The organism is Anaeromicrobium sediminis (assembly GCF_002270055.1).
Lineage (GTDB): Bacteria > Bacillota > Clostridia > Peptostreptococcales > Thermotaleaceae > Anaeromicrobium > Anaeromicrobium sediminis.
In genome coordinates, this window is sequence record NZ_NIBG01000006.1 from 144,649 (window position 1) to 161,287 (window position 16,639).

Annotated in this window: 16 protein-coding genes; 15 read left to right on the forward strand and 1 reads right to left on the reverse strand. The window is 32.2% G+C overall.

Features of this window, described 5'->3' with window-relative positions; all coding sequences use genetic code 11:
* Positions 1–58 precede the first annotated feature (58 nt).
* From CCE28_RS09065 to CCE28_RS09130, 14 genes are all read left to right on the forward strand, one after another.
* A complete protein-coding gene (locus tag CCE28_RS09065; RefSeq protein ID WP_095133166.1) occupies positions 59–823 on the forward strand; it encodes a histidinol phosphate phosphatase in 765 nt (254 codons plus the stop codon).
* 124 nt (positions 824–947) lie between these two features.
* Positions 948–2,189, forward strand: a complete 1,242-nt coding sequence (gene hisZ, locus CCE28_RS09070) for an ATP phosphoribosyltransferase regulatory subunit (RefSeq protein WP_095133168.1) — start codon at positions 948–950, stop codon at positions 2,187–2,189.
* A 2-nt stretch (positions 2,190–2,191) separates the two neighbouring features.
* Positions 2,192–2,845 carry an ATP phosphoribosyltransferase gene (gene hisG / locus CCE28_RS09075; RefSeq protein WP_095133170.1) on the forward strand — a complete coding sequence of 218 codons (654 nt, stop codon included), beginning with the start codon at positions 2,192–2,194 and terminating at the stop codon, positions 2,843–2,845.
* Positions 2,842–4,125 (forward strand): histidinol dehydrogenase, encoded by a 1,284-nt coding sequence (gene hisD, locus CCE28_RS09080; protein WP_330396834.1) that lies wholly within the window; start codon positions 2,842–2,844, stop codon positions 4,123–4,125. Before hisG ends, hisD begins: the two co-directional genes overlap by 4 nt.
* Positions 4,122–5,165: a histidinol-phosphate transaminase gene (gene hisC / locus CCE28_RS09085; RefSeq protein WP_095133172.1), complete on the forward strand. Its 1,044-nt coding sequence runs from the start codon at positions 4,122–4,124 to the stop codon at positions 5,163–5,165. The genes hisD and hisC overlap by 4 nt, the downstream gene beginning before the upstream one ends.
* A gap of 322 nt (positions 5,166–5,487) precedes the next feature.
* The gene (gene hisB / locus CCE28_RS09090; RefSeq protein WP_095133174.1) at positions 5,488–6,072 is read left to right on the forward strand and encodes an imidazoleglycerol-phosphate dehydratase HisB; all 585 of its coding nucleotides are present in this window, start codon (positions 5,488–5,490) and stop codon (positions 6,070–6,072) included.
* Between the two features lie 11 nt (positions 6,073–6,083).
* Entirely contained in the window at positions 6,084–6,680 is a 597-nt protein-coding gene (gene hisH / locus CCE28_RS09095; RefSeq protein ID WP_095133176.1) for an imidazole glycerol phosphate synthase subunit HisH, read from the forward strand.
* Positions 6,677–7,390, forward strand: a complete 714-nt coding sequence (gene hisA, locus CCE28_RS09100; protein ID WP_095133178.1) for a 1-(5-phosphoribosyl)-5-[(5-phosphoribosylamino)methylideneamino]imidazole-4-carboxamide isomerase — start codon at positions 6,677–6,679, stop codon at positions 7,388–7,390. The genes hisH and hisA overlap by 4 nt, the downstream gene beginning before the upstream one ends.
* 256 nt (positions 7,391–7,646) lie before the next feature.
* Positions 7,647–8,408 (forward strand): imidazole glycerol phosphate synthase subunit HisF, encoded by a 762-nt coding sequence (gene hisF, locus CCE28_RS09105; RefSeq protein WP_095133180.1) that lies wholly within the window; start codon positions 7,647–7,649, stop codon positions 8,406–8,408.
* Between the two features lie 5 nt (positions 8,409–8,413).
* A complete protein-coding gene (gene hisI / locus CCE28_RS09110; RefSeq protein WP_095133182.1) occupies positions 8,414–8,731 on the forward strand; it encodes a phosphoribosyl-AMP cyclohydrolase in 318 nt (105 codons plus the stop codon).
* Between the two features lie 4 nt (positions 8,732–8,735).
* Complete coding sequence (gene hisE, locus CCE28_RS09115; RefSeq protein ID WP_095133184.1) at positions 8,736–9,065, forward strand: phosphoribosyl-ATP diphosphatase; 330 nt, start codon at positions 8,736–8,738, stop codon at positions 9,063–9,065.
* A gap of 232 nt (positions 9,066–9,297) precedes the next feature.
* The gene (locus CCE28_RS09120; protein WP_095133186.1) at positions 9,298–10,956 is read left to right on the forward strand and encodes a glutamine--tRNA ligase/YqeY domain fusion protein; all 1,659 of its coding nucleotides are present in this window, start codon (positions 9,298–9,300) and stop codon (positions 10,954–10,956) included.
* A gap of 420 nt (positions 10,957–11,376) precedes the next feature.
* Positions 11,377–12,711, forward strand: a complete 1,335-nt coding sequence (locus CCE28_RS09125; RefSeq protein WP_095133188.1) for a nucleobase:cation symporter-2 family protein — start codon at positions 11,377–11,379, stop codon at positions 12,709–12,711.
* Positions 12,712–12,989: 278 nt separating this feature from the next.
* Positions 12,990–14,648, forward strand: coding sequence for a PucR family transcriptional regulator (locus tag CCE28_RS09130; RefSeq protein ID WP_095133189.1), 1,659 nt, complete (start codon positions 12,990–12,992; stop codon positions 14,646–14,648).
* Positions 14,649–14,770: 122 nt separating this feature from the next.
* Here CCE28_RS09130 and CCE28_RS09135 read toward each other — a convergent pair whose 3' ends face one another.
* Positions 14,771–15,463 (reverse strand): cyclase family protein, encoded by a 693-nt coding sequence (locus tag CCE28_RS09135; RefSeq protein ID WP_095133190.1) that lies wholly within the window; start codon positions 15,461–15,463, stop codon positions 14,771–14,773.
* A gap of 237 nt (positions 15,464–15,700) precedes the next feature.
* On the opposite strand from CCE28_RS09135, the gene ftcD reads away from it, so the two are divergent.
* Positions 15,701–16,606 carry a glutamate formimidoyltransferase gene (gene ftcD / locus CCE28_RS09140; RefSeq protein ID WP_095133191.1) on the forward strand — a complete coding sequence of 302 codons (906 nt, stop codon included), beginning with the start codon at positions 15,701–15,703 and terminating at the stop codon, positions 16,604–16,606.
* Positions 16,607–16,639: the final 33 nt, after the last annotated feature.

Below are 16,639 nucleotides of genomic sequence, written 5' to 3' on the forward strand. Positions count from 1 at the left end.
TGACTCTTAGAATTAATATGATACAATATAGCTGATATTTTCAAAAGGAGGGGTAAGAATGTTTGATACACATGTACATACTAGCATATCTGATGATTGCAAGATGCCCATAGAAGATGCTATAAAAAGAGCTAAAGGATTAGGTATAGGAATGGTTGTAACAGATCATATGGATATAAATTATCCAAAAGATAATTTATTTGTGTTTGATGTGGATGATTTTTTTAATAGATATGAAAAATATAGAAGTGATAAAGTTTTATTGGGAATAGAAATGGGTTTGAGACCTGATGCCATAGACGAAAATAGAAATTTAGAAAAGAATTATGATTTCGATTATGTACTAGGCTCTATTCATGTGGTAAATAGTGTGGATATATATGAAGAAAGATTTTATTTAGAAAAAAGTAAAAAGGAAGCTTATGTAGAATACTTTAAAGCCATGTTAGATGGAGTTAGGGAAAATGAGTTCATAGATAGTCTAGCCCATATAGATTATATAGGAAGATATGCAAAGTATGATGATACGGAAATATATTATGATGACTATAGGGAAGTAATAGATGAAATATTAAGAGAAGTGGCAATGAGGGAGAAATCTTTAGAAATAAATACGAGAAGACTTGGAAATAGAAGTACTTTAAATGAGTTATTTAATACTTATAAAAGATTCTATGAACTAGGTGGAAAAACTGTAACTATAGGCTCTGATGGACACACTACAGAAAGTATAGGTGTTAATTTTAAAGAGGCAATGGAATTGGCTAGTAGTTGTAATTTAAGACCCGTTTATTATAAAAGAAGAAAATGTGAATATATATAGATAAAAAAATATAAAAAAACACTTGACAGTTAACTCGTTTAACTGTTATTCTTTTCTATATCCACTTTAACGCTTTATCATAATAAAGTAAAAATAAAAAGAATAATGAAAGGAAATTATAGATATGAGGGTGACCACAGATGGAGTTAGGGATGTCTTATTCTCTGAGGCTAAGGAAAAAAAGAGAATAGAATCTACCATAAGAAATGTTTTTAAGAACAGGAGCTATGATGAGATCATATCTCCCACATTAGAATTTTATAATTTATTTAATCAAGGAGCTTGGCCTATAAATGAAGAGGTCATGTATAAGCTACTAGATAGGAAGGGAAATATATTGGTTTTAAGACCGGATATGACCCTTCCTATTGCGCGAATAATATCTTCAAGAATGAAGAGTATAATCACTCCTACAAAGGTTTTTTATACTTGTAATGTTTATAGGATCAATGAAAGCCTAAAGGGTAAATTAAATGAATTTACCCAAGGGGGAATTGAAATAATAGGTTCTTCAAGTATAAAGGCAGATGTGGAAGTAATAGTAACATCCATAAATGCACTGAAGGAACTTGGATTTAGTGAATTTAAAATAGAAATAGGTCATAGTGGCTTTTATAGGGCCATAACTAGAAAATTAAATCTTAATAAGGAAAAGGAAAAAGAGTTAAAGGAACTTGTGGAGAATAAAAATTCTTTAGGAATTAAGAACTTTTTGAAAGATATTCATATGAATCTTGGAGATAAACACGTAAATTTACTGACTAAGCTTCCTAATCTATTTGGGAACATGGATATTATAGATGAAGTGGAAAGTCTAATTGAGGATAAAGATGGAAAGGATGCATTAGAAGAAATTAAAAATATTTATGGTCTTGTAGATTCATTAGGATTATCTAAATACTTATCCATAGATTTAGGTATGATACAGGATATAAGTTATTATACAGGCCTTGTGTTAAAGGGGTATGTTAATAATTCAGGTGAAATAGTTTTAAGTGGTGGAAGATATGATAAACTATTTGAAACCTTTGGAGAAAAAATTCCAGCAACGGGTATGGCTATAAATATAGATTCATTAGTGAAATTGGTAGATGTGGAAAATAAGGTTAAAAAGAAGAAAATATTAATTTGGTACGAAAGTGATTTTATAAAGGAAGGGAATTATCTTTATGAGGAGTTAGGGGATACTTATAAAGTAGAATTGTGCCTATTAGATTCTAAAGAGGATTGTATTAAATATTTTAAAGAGAAATCATATGATTATTTAATAGAAATTGGCTCATTAGATAAAGTATATATAAGAGAAAATAAAGAAACTACAGAAATTAATTATGATAAAGTAAGAAACTTTTTTGAGGGGGAGTAAAGTTGGCTGTAGTACGTGTGGCTTTAACTAAGGGAAGGCTTGAGAAGGAAAGCATTAAGATATTTAAAAGTATTGGTATAAATTCAAAGGAACTGGAAAATAAGGGTAGAAAAATAATTTTTAAAAGTGATGATAATACATTAGAGTTCATACTAGTAAAGGCTAAAGATGTACTTACTTATGTGGAACATGGGGCAGCAGATATGGGAATAGTAGGGAAAGATACTATATTAGAGGAAACACGAGATTTTTATGAAGTGTTAGATTTAAAAGTAGGGAAATGTAGATTTGCCTTAGCATCTACACCAGAATTTAAATTAGATGGTTCTTATAGACGAAAAAAGATAGCTACAAAATATCCTAATGTGGCTAGGAAGTATTTTGTAGATAGAGGAGAAGATGTGGAAATAATTCGTATAGAAGGATCTGTGGAAATAGCTCCCATACTGGGATTGACAGATGCCGTTGTAGATATAGTGGAAACGGGTAGAACCTTAAAGGAAAACGGATTAATAATAGTAGATGAAATATGTGATGTAAGTGCCAGGATGATAGTTAATAAGGCCAGTATGAAAATGAAAAAGGAGCACATATCTTCTATTATTAGAAGACTGGAAGACTACTTAAATAATTATGGAGAGGAGGCCCTAGCGTGAAGATATTAAAAACAGAAATTGAAATAGAAAAATATATGAACAGTTTGAAGAAGAGAGATAATGAAGTACAAGAACATGTACTTCAGGATGTAGATAAAATATTAATGGATGTGAAAAATAAGGGAGATGCGGCCCTTTTAGAATACACTTATAAGTTTGATAGGGTATTGTTAAATGATTTGAAAGTACCTAGAGAGGAAATGGAAAGGGCCTATGAAAAAGCAGATAAATCCTATATAGATGCATTAAAAATTAGCATAGAAAACATTAAGGACTTTCATCAAAAGCAACTTAGAAATTCATGGATTGATAATGGAAAAACGGGAATCATATTAGGTCAGCAAATTAGACCCTTAAAAAGAGTTGGAGTATATGTACCTGGTGGAAAGGCAGCCTATCCATCCTCCGTACTAATGAATGTAATACCCGCAAAGGTAGCAGGTGTAGAAGAGGTCATTATGGTAACACCACCAGATAGGGACGGTGAAGTTAACGAAGCTGTACTCGTAGCCGCCTATATGGCAGGGGTAGATCACATATACAAAATAGGTGGAGTTCAGGCAGTAGGAGCCTTAGCCTATGGGACAGAATCTATTGAGAAGGTAGATAAGATAGTAGGTCCTGGAAATATTTATGTGGCGTTAGCTAAAAAGCAAGTATTCGGAGATGTGGACATAGATATGATAGCAGGTCCTAGTGAAATATTAGTTATAGGAGATGAAAGTGCAAATGAAAAGTTTGTAAGTGCCGATTTAATATCTCAAGCAGAGCATGATGAATTGGCATCATCCATATTAGTAACTACTAGTGATGAGTTAGCTAAAAAGGTCCAAGTAGAATTAAAGAGACAGATTGAAGAAAGAAATAGAAAAGAGATTATAGAAAAATCTCTAAATGATTATGGCGTAATAATTGTAGTGGAAAATATGGAAAAAGCCATAGAGGTAGCTAATAAAATAGGTCCAGAACATTTAGAGTTAATGGTAAAAGATCCCTTTGTATATTTGGGACAAATTAAAAATGCAGGTTCAGTATTTTTAGGGGCCTATTCACCAGAGCCCTTAGGTGATTATATGGCAGGTCCAAATCACGTACTACCTACAAATGGAACGGCAAGATTTTTCTCTCCACTAGGTGTAGACGATTTTATAAAGAAATCTAGTTATATATATTATTCAAAGGAAGCTCTTGAGAGTATTGGGGAAAACATCATTAATTTTGCCAATGTAGAGGGATTAGATGGACACGGAAATTCTATTAAAGTGAGGTTGGAAGAATGAGTAAGTTTGGAAGGGAAGACTTAAAAAATTTAAAGCCCTATGAAGTGGGAAAAGAAAAATATGAAATAAAGTTAGATTCCAATGAGAACTTCTTAGAATATGAAGAGAAAATAAAAGATGAAATGGCACAGGTTATAAAAAATGTAAGTTTAAATAGATATCCAGATGGTTCTTGTGAAGACCTATGCAGGTTATATGGAGAGTATATAGGTGTAGATGAAGCTAATATAGTGGCTGGAAATGGTTCTGATGAACTTATCCAAGTTATTATTAATGCCTTTTTAAATAGGGGAGATACGTTAGGAACGGTTTTTCCTGACTTCTCCATGTACAAGGTCTATTCTCAATTATTAAGTGTAAACTTTAAGGAAATATATGACTATACAGTGGATGAAATATATGTGGATTCAATTATAGAAAAAATAAATGATTCTAAATGTGACATGTTTATTTTATCCAATCCTAACAATCCAACAGGGAAGATAATTGCCCAGAATGACATAATAAGATTACTAAATAGCGTAGATTGTCTAGTAGTTATAGATGAAGCTTATATGGAATTTGCAGGTGAATCTGTGGTGGATTTGGTTAATGAATTTGAGAATCTAATAGTACTAAGAACTTGTTCTAAGGCTCTAGGTTTAGCATTTTTAAGATTAGGATTTTGTATGTGTAACAAAGGGTTAAAAAGTGAAATTTTAAAGGCAAAGTCTCCCTTTAATGTGAGTGGATTAAGTGGAGAATTGGGAAAAGTGGTTTTTAAAAATAGGGAAGTAATATATGAAAATATAGGTAGAGTTTTAAGGGAAAGGGATAAAGTATATGAAAAATTAAAGGATAATCCAAAGATAAAGTCTACAAAACCTAATGGAAACTTCATATTTATTAAAAGTGATTGTGCAGATTATATATATGAAAAACTTTTAGATAAGGGCATTAAGGTTCGCAATTTTAGTGGGAAATTGAAGGATTATTTTAGGATAACAATAGGTAGTGAGGAAGAGAATGAAAGGCTTTTAGAGGAAATTTTGAAAATTTAGGAATGAAGTTATATTTAAGTGGTGTTTAAGCTAAATGTATAGACACCTACTTCAGTTCAATAAATCAAAACGTTTCAAAGTCAAGTCACTATCAGACTAAATAGTGTGAATTTAATATATAGGGTAGAAGGTTCACAATTGTTTACATCGGAAGATGTTCTGATGTTCCGCCTTATGAAAAATTTTTGATTCATTTCACTTCGTAGGTGAGCAGAGTTTATTGAGTTATGAAGGAGTATATCTATAGAAAAACTTTTCTAAACTAAAGGTGTGTGAATCCTAGTAGGTAGCTAGAGTTTTGAAGTGGTAAGGAGAGATTGAGATGAGTAGGATTGGCAGGTTAGAGAGAAAGACGGAAGAAACTCAGATAAGTGTGGAGATAAATTTAGATGGGAGTGGGAAGTATTCGGTTGATACGGGGGTAGGATTTTTAGATCATATGCTGGAGTTGTTTGCTAAGCATGGGAGATTTAATTTAAATGTGAAGGCCGCAGGGGATTTAAATGTGGATTGTCATCATACAGTGGAAGATGTGGGAATTGTGCTAGGTTGTGCTATTAATGAAGGGTTGAAGGAAAATATGAAGTTAAGACGATATGCCACTACCTATACGCCTATGGATGAGACTTTATCCTTTGTTTCCTTAGATGTGAGTGGAAGACCCTATTTAGTATTTAATGGTGAATTTACTGTGGAAAGGCTTGGAGATTTGGATACGGAAATGATAGAAGAGTTTTTTAGAAGTTTAGTATATAACAGTAAAATAACGGCCCACTTAAATATATTATATGGGAAAAATAATCACCACAAGGTAGAAAGTTTGTTCAAAGGATTTGGAAGAGCCTTGAAAGAGGCAGTAACTATAGAAGATACTCTTCTTTCTACTAAGGGCTCAATTGAAATTTAAGGGGTGAAAATATGATCAGTGTAATAGATTATGGAATGGGGAACTTGCAAAGTGTATCAAATGCTCTAAATTACTTAGATATTCCCTTTATGATAACTAATAATAAAGAAGAAATAAAAAAATCCAAGGCCATATTAATTCCAGGCGTAGGGGCCTTTTATGATGCCATGAAAAATATGAGGGACATGGGTCTTGATAAGCTCATCAAGAAAGAAAGTACTAAAAAACCAATATTAGGAATTTGTTTGGGAATGCAAATATTATTTGAAAAGGGAGAAGAGGTAAAAGAAATAGAAGGTTTAGGTTTAATAGAGGGGACGGTAAAGAAAATGGAAGTAGATTATAAGGTGCCCCATATAGGTTGGAATAATATAAAAATAAATAATAAAAGTGACATATTAAAGGATATAGATGAGGATTATGTTTATTTTGTTCACTCCTATTATGCAGAGACACTAGTCGAGGTGGTAGATGCCTATTGTGAATATGGAATAAATATACCAGCCATAGTAAGTAAGGGAAACATATATGGTATGCAATTTCACCCTGAAAAAAGTGGAGTAGTGGGTATGAGATTACTAAAGAATTTCTGGGAGGTTGTAAAATGATCATATTTCCAGCTATAGATATAAAGGAAGGAAAGTGTGTAAGATTGTATCAAGGGGACTTTAATAGGGTGGAAGTTATGGGAAATGACCCATTAAAAGTTGCTAAAGAGTTTGAAATTTTAGGGGCAGAATTTTTACATATGGTAGATTTAGATGGAGCTCTAAAGGGTGAATCAGTAAATTTAGAGGTGATTGCAACCATAGTTGAAAGTATAAATATTCCCGTCCAAATAGGTGGGGGAATTAGGACTATGGATAAGGTGGAAAAATTAATAAATATGGGAGTTGCTCGTGTCATATTAGGAACTAGTGCCATTAAAGACAAGGACTTTTTAATAGAAGTGGTAGAGAAATATGGAGATAGGGTAGCCGTTGGGATAGATGCTAAAAATGGCTATGTGGCAGTGGATGGATGGACTGATGTGAGTTCTATAGATTATATAGACTTTTCTAAGGAGATGGAGAAGATAGGAGTTAAGACTATCATATTCACAGACATTAGTAAGGATGGCACATTACAGGGGCCTAATGTGGAACAACTAGTTAAATTAAAGGAAAATATCAATATGGATATAGTAGCATCAGGAGGAATAAGTTCTTTGGATGATTTAAAGACTTTGAGAGAAAAGGATTTTTGTGGTGCTATAGTAGGTAAGGCTATATATAAGGGGAATGTAAAGTTGGATGAGGCTATTTTGATTAGTAAATAAATTGTTCTAAATTGAGGTATGTGAACTTACTTCGGTCATATAAATAAAAACGTTTAGAAGGTAAGTCACTATCAGACTATAGGATGTGAATATTATACTTACGGTAGAAGGTTCATAATTGTTTGCAGCAGAGGATGCTCTGATGCTCCACCTTCTAAAAATTTTTTATTCATATTCCCTTGTAAGTGATGGAGTTTGTATATGATGAATTGATTAAAAGATTGAAAAGAGTTATGAGAATGGAGAGGTGATGTAGGTGCTTACTAAGAGAATAATCCCCTGCTTGGATGTGAAGATGGGAAGAGTGGTTAAGGGGGTAAACTTTGTAGGGTTACAGGATGTGGGAGATCCTGTTGAGATTGCTAAGGTGTATAATATGCATAAGGCAGATGAAATTGTGTTTTTAGATATAACTGCATCTCAAGAAGGTAGAAATATTATGTTAGATGTGGTGAAAAATACAGCTAAGGAGGTATTTATTCCATTAACTGTAGGTGGTGGAATAAATACTGTGGAGGATATAAAAAATACCTTAAGGGCTGGTGCTGATAAGGTGTCTATAAATTCTAGTGCTGTTAAAAATCCTAAGTTGATAACAGAGGGTGCTAAAATATTTGGAAGTCAATGTATAGTAGTGGCTATAGATGGAAAAAAGAGAGAAGATAATATGGGTTGGAACGTATATGTAAAAGGTGGAAGTGTAGATACTGGCATGGATTTAGTTCAGTGGGCTAAGGAAGTAGAATCCCTTGGGGCTGGAGAAATACTTTTAACTAGTATGGATGGAGATGGAACAAAAAGTGGCTTTGACATAGAACTGACTAAGGCTGTCTGTGAAGCAGTTAATATACCTGTGATAGCTTCTGGGGGATGTGGTAAAATAGAAGATTTTTATGAAGTGTTTGACTCATGTAATGTGGATGCAGCTTTAGCAGCTTCTATTTTTCATTATAGGGAATCTACTGTAAAAAAAGTTAAAGAATATTTAGGTGAAAAAAATATTCCTGTAAGGTTGTGATTAATATGAGCGAATATAATATAGATTTTTCAAAGGGGTTAGTTCCTACTATTATACAAGATTATGAAAGTGGTAAGGTTTTAATGTTAGCTTACATGAATGAAGAATCTTTTAGGAGGACCATGGATACTAAGAAAACTTGGTTTTATAGTAGGTCTAGACAAAAGCTATGGAACAAGGGAGAATCATCTGGACATTTTCAACATGTGAAAGAAGTTTATATTGATTGTGATAGGGATACTATTTTAATAGGGGTAAAGCAAGATGGAGTAGCTTGCCATACAGGGGCAGAATCTTGTTTTTATACTAAAATATTAGGGTGATTATATGGAGAATAATATACTTAAAGGTCTATATGAGACCATAGAAAATAGAAGGGATAATCCTAAAGAGGGTTCATATACTTCCTATTTGTTTGAAAAGGGAATAGACAAAATACTAAAAAAAGTTGGAGAAGAATGTACAGAAACCATAATAGAGGCTAGTAAAGGGCATAAGGAAAACTTGAAAGAAGAAATAGGAGATTTAGTATATCATCTCATGGTACTTATGGTTCAAATGGATGTAAGTTTAGATGATGTAGGTCATATACTAGCCAGTAGGCATAAGGTACAAAACAATAAGAAACCAGAGAGAAAAGAAATAGAAAAATGGTAAAAAAGACATATAAAAAATATAATAATTATTAAACATATAGAAAAAAATACTAATATAATATTAGTATTTTTTTTATATGTTTATGAGTAGGTCCTTACAAACTGGAAAAGAGACAGTTTTTGTGATATATTTGTATAAATGGAATAAATACATGTGTCTTTCTAATACAATAAGTACTATTAGGCCGCATTATATAAAGATTATACTTGAACTTAAAAGGAGTTGTTAGACGATGGAGAATAATCATGTTCCTTCAAATTTTATAAGGAATATAATTATTGATGATTTAAAGTCAGGAAAACATAAAGAAATAGTGACACGTTTCCCACCAGAGCCAAATGGCTATTTACATATTGGGCACGCAAAAGCTATATGCTTAAACTTTGAACTGGCAGATGAGTTTGAAGGTAAGACATATTTACGTTTTGATGATACTAACCCAGTAAAAGAAGATGTAGAATATGTTGAGTCTATTAAAAAAGATGTACAGTGGTTAGGGTTTGACTGGGATGGATTATATTATGCATCAAACTACTTCCAAGAAATGTACAATAGAGCTGTAATATTAATTAAAAAGGATAAGGCTTTCGTATGTGATTTAACTGCTGAGGAAATTAGAGAGTATCGTGGATCTTTAACTGAACCAGGTAAGGAAAGTCCTTATAGAAATAGATCTGTAGAAGAAAACTTAGATTTGTTTGAGCGTATGAAGAAGGGTGAATTTAAAGATGGAGAAAAGGTATTAAGAGCTAAAATTGATATGACTTCTCCTAACTTAAATATGAGAGATCCTGTAATTTATCGTACAGTTCATGCAACTCACCATAATACGGGAGATGAGTGGTGCATTTATCCTATGTATGATTATGCTCATCCTCTGGAAGATGCCATAGAAGGTGTAACTCATTCATTATGTTCATTAGAGTTTGAAGATCATAGACCACTTTATGATTGGGCTGTAAGAGAATGTGAAATGGAATGTGTACCAAATCAATATGAATTTGCAAGACTTAATATGACAAATACAGTTATGAGTAAGAGAAAATTAAAATTATTAGTAGATGAAGATGTGGTAGATGGTTGGGATGACCCAAGAATGCCTACTATATCGGGTCTTAGAAGAAGGGGATATACTCCTGAATCTATAAGAACATTTGCTAAGGAAATTGGAATTGCTAAAAATAATTCTACTGTAGATTCTCAAATGCTTGAGCATTTCATAAGGGAAGACTTAAAGTTAAAGGCTCCTAGAACTATGGGGGTATTAAGACCTCTTAAGGTGGTTATAACAAACTATCCAGAGGATCAAGTAGAAATGCTTGAAGCAGAAGTTAATCCTGAAAACCCAGAGATGGGAACTAGAATGATTCCATTCTCAAGAGAAATTTATATAGAACAAGAAGACTTCATGGAAGAGCCTCCAAAGAAGTATCATAGATTATATCCTGGAAATGAAGTAAGATTAAAGCATGCATACTTCATTAAATGCAATGATGTAGTTAAAGATGAAAATGGAAATGTAGTAGAAATTCATTGTACTTATGACCCTGAAACTAAGAGTGGTACTGGATTTACAGGAAGAAAAGTAAAGGGAACTCTTCACTGGGTAGATGCTAAGGGTGCAGTGCCAGCTGAATTTAGATTATATGAGCCTTTATTATTAGATGAAGCACAAGAACCAGGAAAAGATTTCTTAGATTGTATAAACCCAAATTCTATGGAAACATTAGAAGGATTCATTGAGCCAAATATGGCTGAATCGAAACCACAAGATAAGTTCCAATTCTTTAGACATGGATACTTTAATGTGGATTCTAAATATAGTACTGATGAAAAATTAGTATTTAATAGAATCGTAGCTTTAAAAAGTTCTTTCAAATTAAATAAGTAGATATGAAAAGATGTAACTAAAATTAGTTACATCTTTTTAAAATTCTATAATAACCTGTAACTGGGCTACTATATTTTCAATCAAGCATTCATTGTAAAGAAATAACATATTATAAAAAAATTACAACTTACATGTGTAAAGTATGCTTATTCGACGAATAATTTTGTGTAGAATTTACATGAGTTATAAAAAACATTAGACTCTCACATATAACATAGAAAGCTATAGACGTGAAAAATCCAAAGAAGGATGTTAAAACTTTAACAGTTGAAAAACACTATTAAAACTATTTATAAAATTATTATAAAGGATTAACTCGTGATTATTTAGAAAATAATTATATGAAAATATAAAAAATTCAGAAATAAAAAGGTGGAGGTGACATAGTAATTTAAATTAACAAATTTGGAGGTATGTCGAATGGAAGGTAACAAGAAGGTTAGAGCTAGTTCAGAAATTATGTATAAGATTGATGACAAACCACCTATTCAGATTAGTATTCTTCTGGCATTTCAACATATTATGGCTGCATTTGGTGGTATTGTTGCGGTTCCATTAGTTGTTGGAGGGGTATTAGGTTTACCTGTAAATGATTTGGCTTTTCTAGTTAGTGCTGCTTTATTTGCAGCGGGAATAGCTACTTTTATTCAAGCAAAGGGTATTGGTATAGTAGGAGCGAGGGTTGCATGTGTAATGGGAACTGATTTTACCTTTGTTGGACCATCAATAGCTGTTGGATCAACAATGGGATTGCCGGGCATATTTGGAGCTACAATACTAGGGTCCTTTGTAGAAATTATCCTTAGTCGTTTTATTAAACCTTTACGTAGGTTTTTTCCACCGATAGTAACTGGCACAGTGGTCATGTTAATCGGATTAACATTGCTTCCAGTATCTATTGATTGGGCTGCTGGAGGATATGGAGCTCCTGATTATGGAAGCTTAACTAATGTTTCTGTAGCAGTATCGGTTTTGGTTGTAATCATGTTATTGAATAGATATGCTAAGGGAATATTTAGTTCAGCAGCAGTCATTTTAGGGTTGATCTTTGGTTATATAATATCTTATCCTTTAGGTCTTTTAGACTTTACACCAATTAAGGATGCAGGATGGGTGGCAATACCTACACCTTTTAAGTATGGAATTACCTTTAGCTTAACAGCTGTGATTCCATTTATAACAGCCTATCTAGTTACTACTATTGAAACAGTAGGGTGTTTAATGGCTATTGGCGAAGCCTCTGGAAAAGAGCTAAGTAGTGAAGAAATTTCATCAGGTATTTTAGCAGATGGAGTAGGAAGCTTTATTGCTGGCTTTTTTAATGCAGGACCTAATACATCCTTTAGTCAAAATGTTGGTTTAATTCCTTTAACAAAGGTGGCAAGTAGATTTGTAGTAATAATATCAGGTATAATACTTATTCTTTTAGGACTATTCCCTAAATTTGGAGCCCTCATAGCTATAATGCCTAATCCAGTGTTAGGTGGAGCAGGTATAATAATGTTTGGTATGGTAGCAGCAGCTGGTATAAAAACCATCAAAAATGTTCCGCTGAACAATAGAAATATGCTTATACTAGCCATATCTATAGGAATTGGCCTTGGTGTTACTGTAAGACCTGATTTTTTACAGCATTTACCGAATGTGTTAAAGAGTCTATTTTCTTCAGGGATAAGTGCTGGAACTATAACTGCATTATTGCTTAATATAATTCTTAAGGAAGAATATATAGATGAAGAGGTAGCTGTAAAATAGTAGTAGATAAAAGAGGTTCGATATTTCGAACCTCGTTTTAATTGATTTGTAAAATGTATACAAAAACTTCCCGAGAAATTTTCAATTATCAATGAGACAATGTGTTAAAAAAGAATCAATACTAAGTTTTGTTTGTATAAAACATACAAATAAAAGCAGATAAATAGGTATATAAAGGAAATAACTTTGTTAAATATATTCAAAAGAGGAAGGTTTTTTCTTATTTTTTGAGAAAGAGTATATTATAGGTATTCAGCTTTAGTAAAGGGGGGGGAAGTTTGTTAAAAGAAACAGGGATTTCTATTAAGGAAGCGCTAGAAATGGATTGTTTAAAAACTTGTAAGCTAATTGCTGGATTTGAAGGCTATAATAATGTTATTTATAGAGTCAATATTATGGCGGATTCTGAGATTCTAAATTGGGTTAGCGAGGATGAATTGTTATTAACTACAGCCTATTTTTTTAAAGCTGTAGAAATTGAAAAACAACTTGAGTTCATAAGGTCCCTTAAAAAGAAAAAGTTAGCTGGGATAGCAATAAAAATATATCCCTACTTAGATAGACTGCCAAAAGAGGTGCTAGAATTAGCAAATGAATTGAAGTTTCCAATTATTGAGTTAAATTATGCAATACCCTTTACTGATATAATGGGCCCCATATTTAAGAAGATATTTAATAAGCAGGCCCTGTTACTTCAAAAAGTTGAGGATTTACATGATAATTTAATGAATATTATTTTGACAGGTGGAGAAGTGAAAGATATTGTCACTACTTTGTCTAAAACATTATGCAATCCCATATTAGTTTTAAATAACTATTTTGATGAGTTTATATATGATGATAAATTCTATCCCTTCGATTACAACGAACTTACGATTAAAATTGAAAAACTCATAAACAAGAATGTATATAACCAAAGTCTATCAAAAACATACTCCTGTAATATAGAGATTCATGATAAAACCTATGAAATTGTAATGGTTCCAATAGTGTTGAAAAATAGTGTCTATGGACACATTATAGCTGTAGAGGCAGAAAAAAGTGTAACAAGTTTTGACGTTGTATCAATAGAGACGGCATCTACAATTATAGCTTTAGAATTTTTAAAGAGAATGTCAATTCAAGATGTAGAGAACAGATATACAGCAGAGTTTTTTGAAGACATTATTTCATTAGATAAAAGAAGAAAAGAAAAAGCTATAAAAAGAGCAAAATATTACAAGTTTGATCCACAGGCATATTTTAATATTATAAATATTTATTTCAATCAAAAGACACCCTGTATAACCAATGAATATGACTTTAATCAATACAAAAATAAAGGCATTTATCTTATAAATAAGATTTGCAAAGATGAGGGCATGAAACATTTAATTACAAGCAAAGGACAAAGTATAATTATCATGTTCATGTGGAACAAAAATAAAAATTTAAAGGAAAAGATAAACAATATAGTACAGAATATTGATAAGTCAATTAAGGAAAAAATGAGCTTTATTGAATATAGTATTGGAATAGGAAGAGTTTATAGGGGTTTAGAGAATGTTCACAAGAGCCTTAAGGATGCTGACAAGGCAATTGAAGCAAGAAAAACATTTATAAATGAAACTGTTATTGACTTCGATAATCTTGGCATATATAAAATATTTTGTCATGATAATTTAAGGGATGAGTTACAAAAATTTTTTCAAGCCACATTACTTCCATTATGCCAATATGATGAAAAGAGGGACACGGAGCTAGTGAAAACCCTTGAAGTATATTTTGAAATGAATGGAAATCTAAAAAAGATGTCAGAACATCTTTACACCCACTATAATACAATTTTATATAGAATTAATAGGATAAGCGAAATTACTAAGATGAATTTAGATGATGAGGGAGATAGATTTAATTTAGAAACTGCCCTAAAGATAAAAAAAATTATGGGAATATAAAATTTGTAGATAAATAATATATATTTTAAAGTAATTTAGAAATAAAAAAAGATTAAGTCATATGACTTAATCTTTTTTTGTTCATTCTTCAAGGAACATTCCACAAAAACTATAGATATTTGTTAATCTTCTACTAAGGCTACGGCTCTAATAGGTGAACCTGAACCATCTCGAATCTTTAATGGAAGTCCTATATAAAGAAACCTTCTATTGACAACCTTATCTAGATTACAAAGATTTTCCGTGTTTGAAATATGGTATTCTCCACAGATTAAATGACCGGAAAAATCTAAATCATCAGGATGGTCAATTGCAGGTGCATCAACTCCTATATTAACGACTCCCATATCAGCTAGCCATTTTGCAGCCCCGTAGCTTAAACCTGTATATTCAGTCTGCCACTTATCAGTACCAAAATTTCGATCATGGTGACCCGTATAGAGTAGAACTATATCTCCCTTTAAAATTTCCTGTCCAGATTTTTTTAAAGCTTCTTCTAAATCCTGTGGCTCGATATATCTGCTTGCCGGTATATGAGATAAATCTATGCAGATTGCACTGCCCCAAAAATATTCTATAGGCATTTTATCTATGGTGGGGCCATTAGGATTATATTCCCATACTCCGTCACTATGGGTACCACCATGCTCACTAATAAGTAAATTTCTTGCAGAAAAACCTAATGTTTTACTTCCTGTTACCTTCATATTTTCTTCATGGGTCATATTAACCATTATAAAGGTAGGTTGATGCATAGGGAAAACGGACATTCCTTGAAATATTTCCTGGGAAAGATCAATTAAACTTAATCCCATCTCTATTACTCCTCCTTATTAAAGTAAGTATATTTCTTAATTATATTTGATGTTTATATATAAAATTCCCTTATAAAAAATATACAAAAATAGATGTAAAAAAATTCTGAAAATTAGCTGTTGTTCATAGAATTTACACAAAGGTTATTTAGCATATTTTATTGAATTTTGAATTAGATATTTAATAGGGAAAAAAACAAGTAACAGCTGTGAATAGAAAAGGAGGAAATATATATTATGGATGAAAGAAAGTACATCTTAGCAGTTCCAAACTTTAGTGAAGGAAGGAGAACAGAAGTAGTTGAAGCTATAGTTGATCAAGTTAAAAACATAGATGGGGTAAAACTTGTAAGCTATGAACCAGAACATGATTTCAATAGAACTGTAGTAACTTTAATAGGTGAACCTAAACCACTTAAGGGAGCACTTATTAATTTGGCAAGTAAAAGCTATGAACTGATTAATATGGAAGAACAATCTGGTACCCATCCTAGAATAGGAGCTCAGGACACTATACCTATTTTCCCATTTAAGAACATTTCCATAGAAGAATGCAAAGACTTTATAGAAGACCTAGCTGTAGAACTTTATGAAAAGTGTGAAGTACCATTATATTTCTCAGGGTTAAATGCAAGATGTGAGGAAAGAAAGGCTTTATCATTTATTAGAAAAGGACAATATGAAGGTTTAAAGGAAGTTGCACACACAGACGAAAGAAAACCTGATATGGGACCTGCTAAATTACATACAACTGCAGGAGCAACTATTCTAAGTGCTGACTTTGAAGGATTAACTGCATACAATGTTTTCTTAGATACGGAGAATGTGCAGATAGCTAAAAAGATAGCAAAGGCTGTAAGAGGTCCAAGTGGTGGATTCTCAACAGTAAGAGCAGTAGGGATCAAATTCCCTGAAAGAGAAGGTGTAGTTGTATCAATGAATATGTTTGATTGTGGCAAGACACCTTTATATAGGACTTTCAACTTTGTAAAACAAGAAGCAGTAAGATACGGTGTTGCAGTTACTGGCTCTGAGCTAGTTGGTCCAGTTAAATTAGATTATTTACTAAATTCTTTAGAGTATTTACTTGGTCTTGAAAACTTTACAAAGGAACAAATCTTAGAAACACACTTGATGGACTAAGAAGAAATAGTTTGATTATTTTAAAGGTATAAG

Excerpts from the sequence above, each read along its gene's own strand:
- hisE (WP_095133184.1), top strand. The coding sequence starts at position 8,736 with ATGGAGAATAATATACTTAAAGGTCTATATGAGACCATAGAAAATAGA.
- CCE28_RS09125 (WP_095133188.1), top strand. The coding sequence starts at position 11,377 with ATGGAAGGTAACAAGAAGGTTAGAGCTAGTTCAGAAATTATGTATAAG.
- hisI (WP_095133182.1), top strand. The coding sequence starts at position 8,414 with ATGAGCGAATATAATATAGATTTTTCAAAGGGGTTAGTTCCTACTATT.
- hisB (WP_095133174.1), top strand. The coding sequence starts at position 5,488 with ATGAGTAGGATTGGCAGGTTAGAGAGAAAGACGGAAGAAACTCAGATA.
- hisH (WP_095133176.1), top strand. The coding sequence starts at position 6,084 with ATGATCAGTGTAATAGATTATGGAATGGGGAACTTGCAAAGTGTATCA.
- CCE28_RS09135 (WP_095133190.1), bottom strand. The coding sequence starts at position 15,463 with ATGGGATTAAGTTTAATTGATCTTTCCCAGGAAATATTTCAAGGAATG.
- hisA (WP_095133178.1), top strand. The coding sequence starts at position 6,677 with ATGATCATATTTCCAGCTATAGATATAAAGGAAGGAAAGTGTGTAAGA.
- CCE28_RS09065 (WP_095133166.1), top strand. The coding sequence starts at position 59 with ATGTTTGATACACATGTACATACTAGCATATCTGATGATTGCAAGATG.
- hisC (WP_095133172.1), top strand. The coding sequence starts at position 4,122 with ATGAGTAAGTTTGGAAGGGAAGACTTAAAAAATTTAAAGCCCTATGAA.
- ftcD (WP_095133191.1), top strand. The coding sequence starts at position 15,701 with ATGGATGAAAGAAAGTACATCTTAGCAGTTCCAAACTTTAGTGAAGGA.
- CCE28_RS09120 (WP_095133186.1), top strand. The coding sequence starts at position 9,298 with ATGGAGAATAATCATGTTCCTTCAAATTTTATAAGGAATATAATTATT.
- hisZ (WP_095133168.1), top strand. The coding sequence starts at position 948 with ATGAGGGTGACCACAGATGGAGTTAGGGATGTCTTATTCTCTGAGGCT.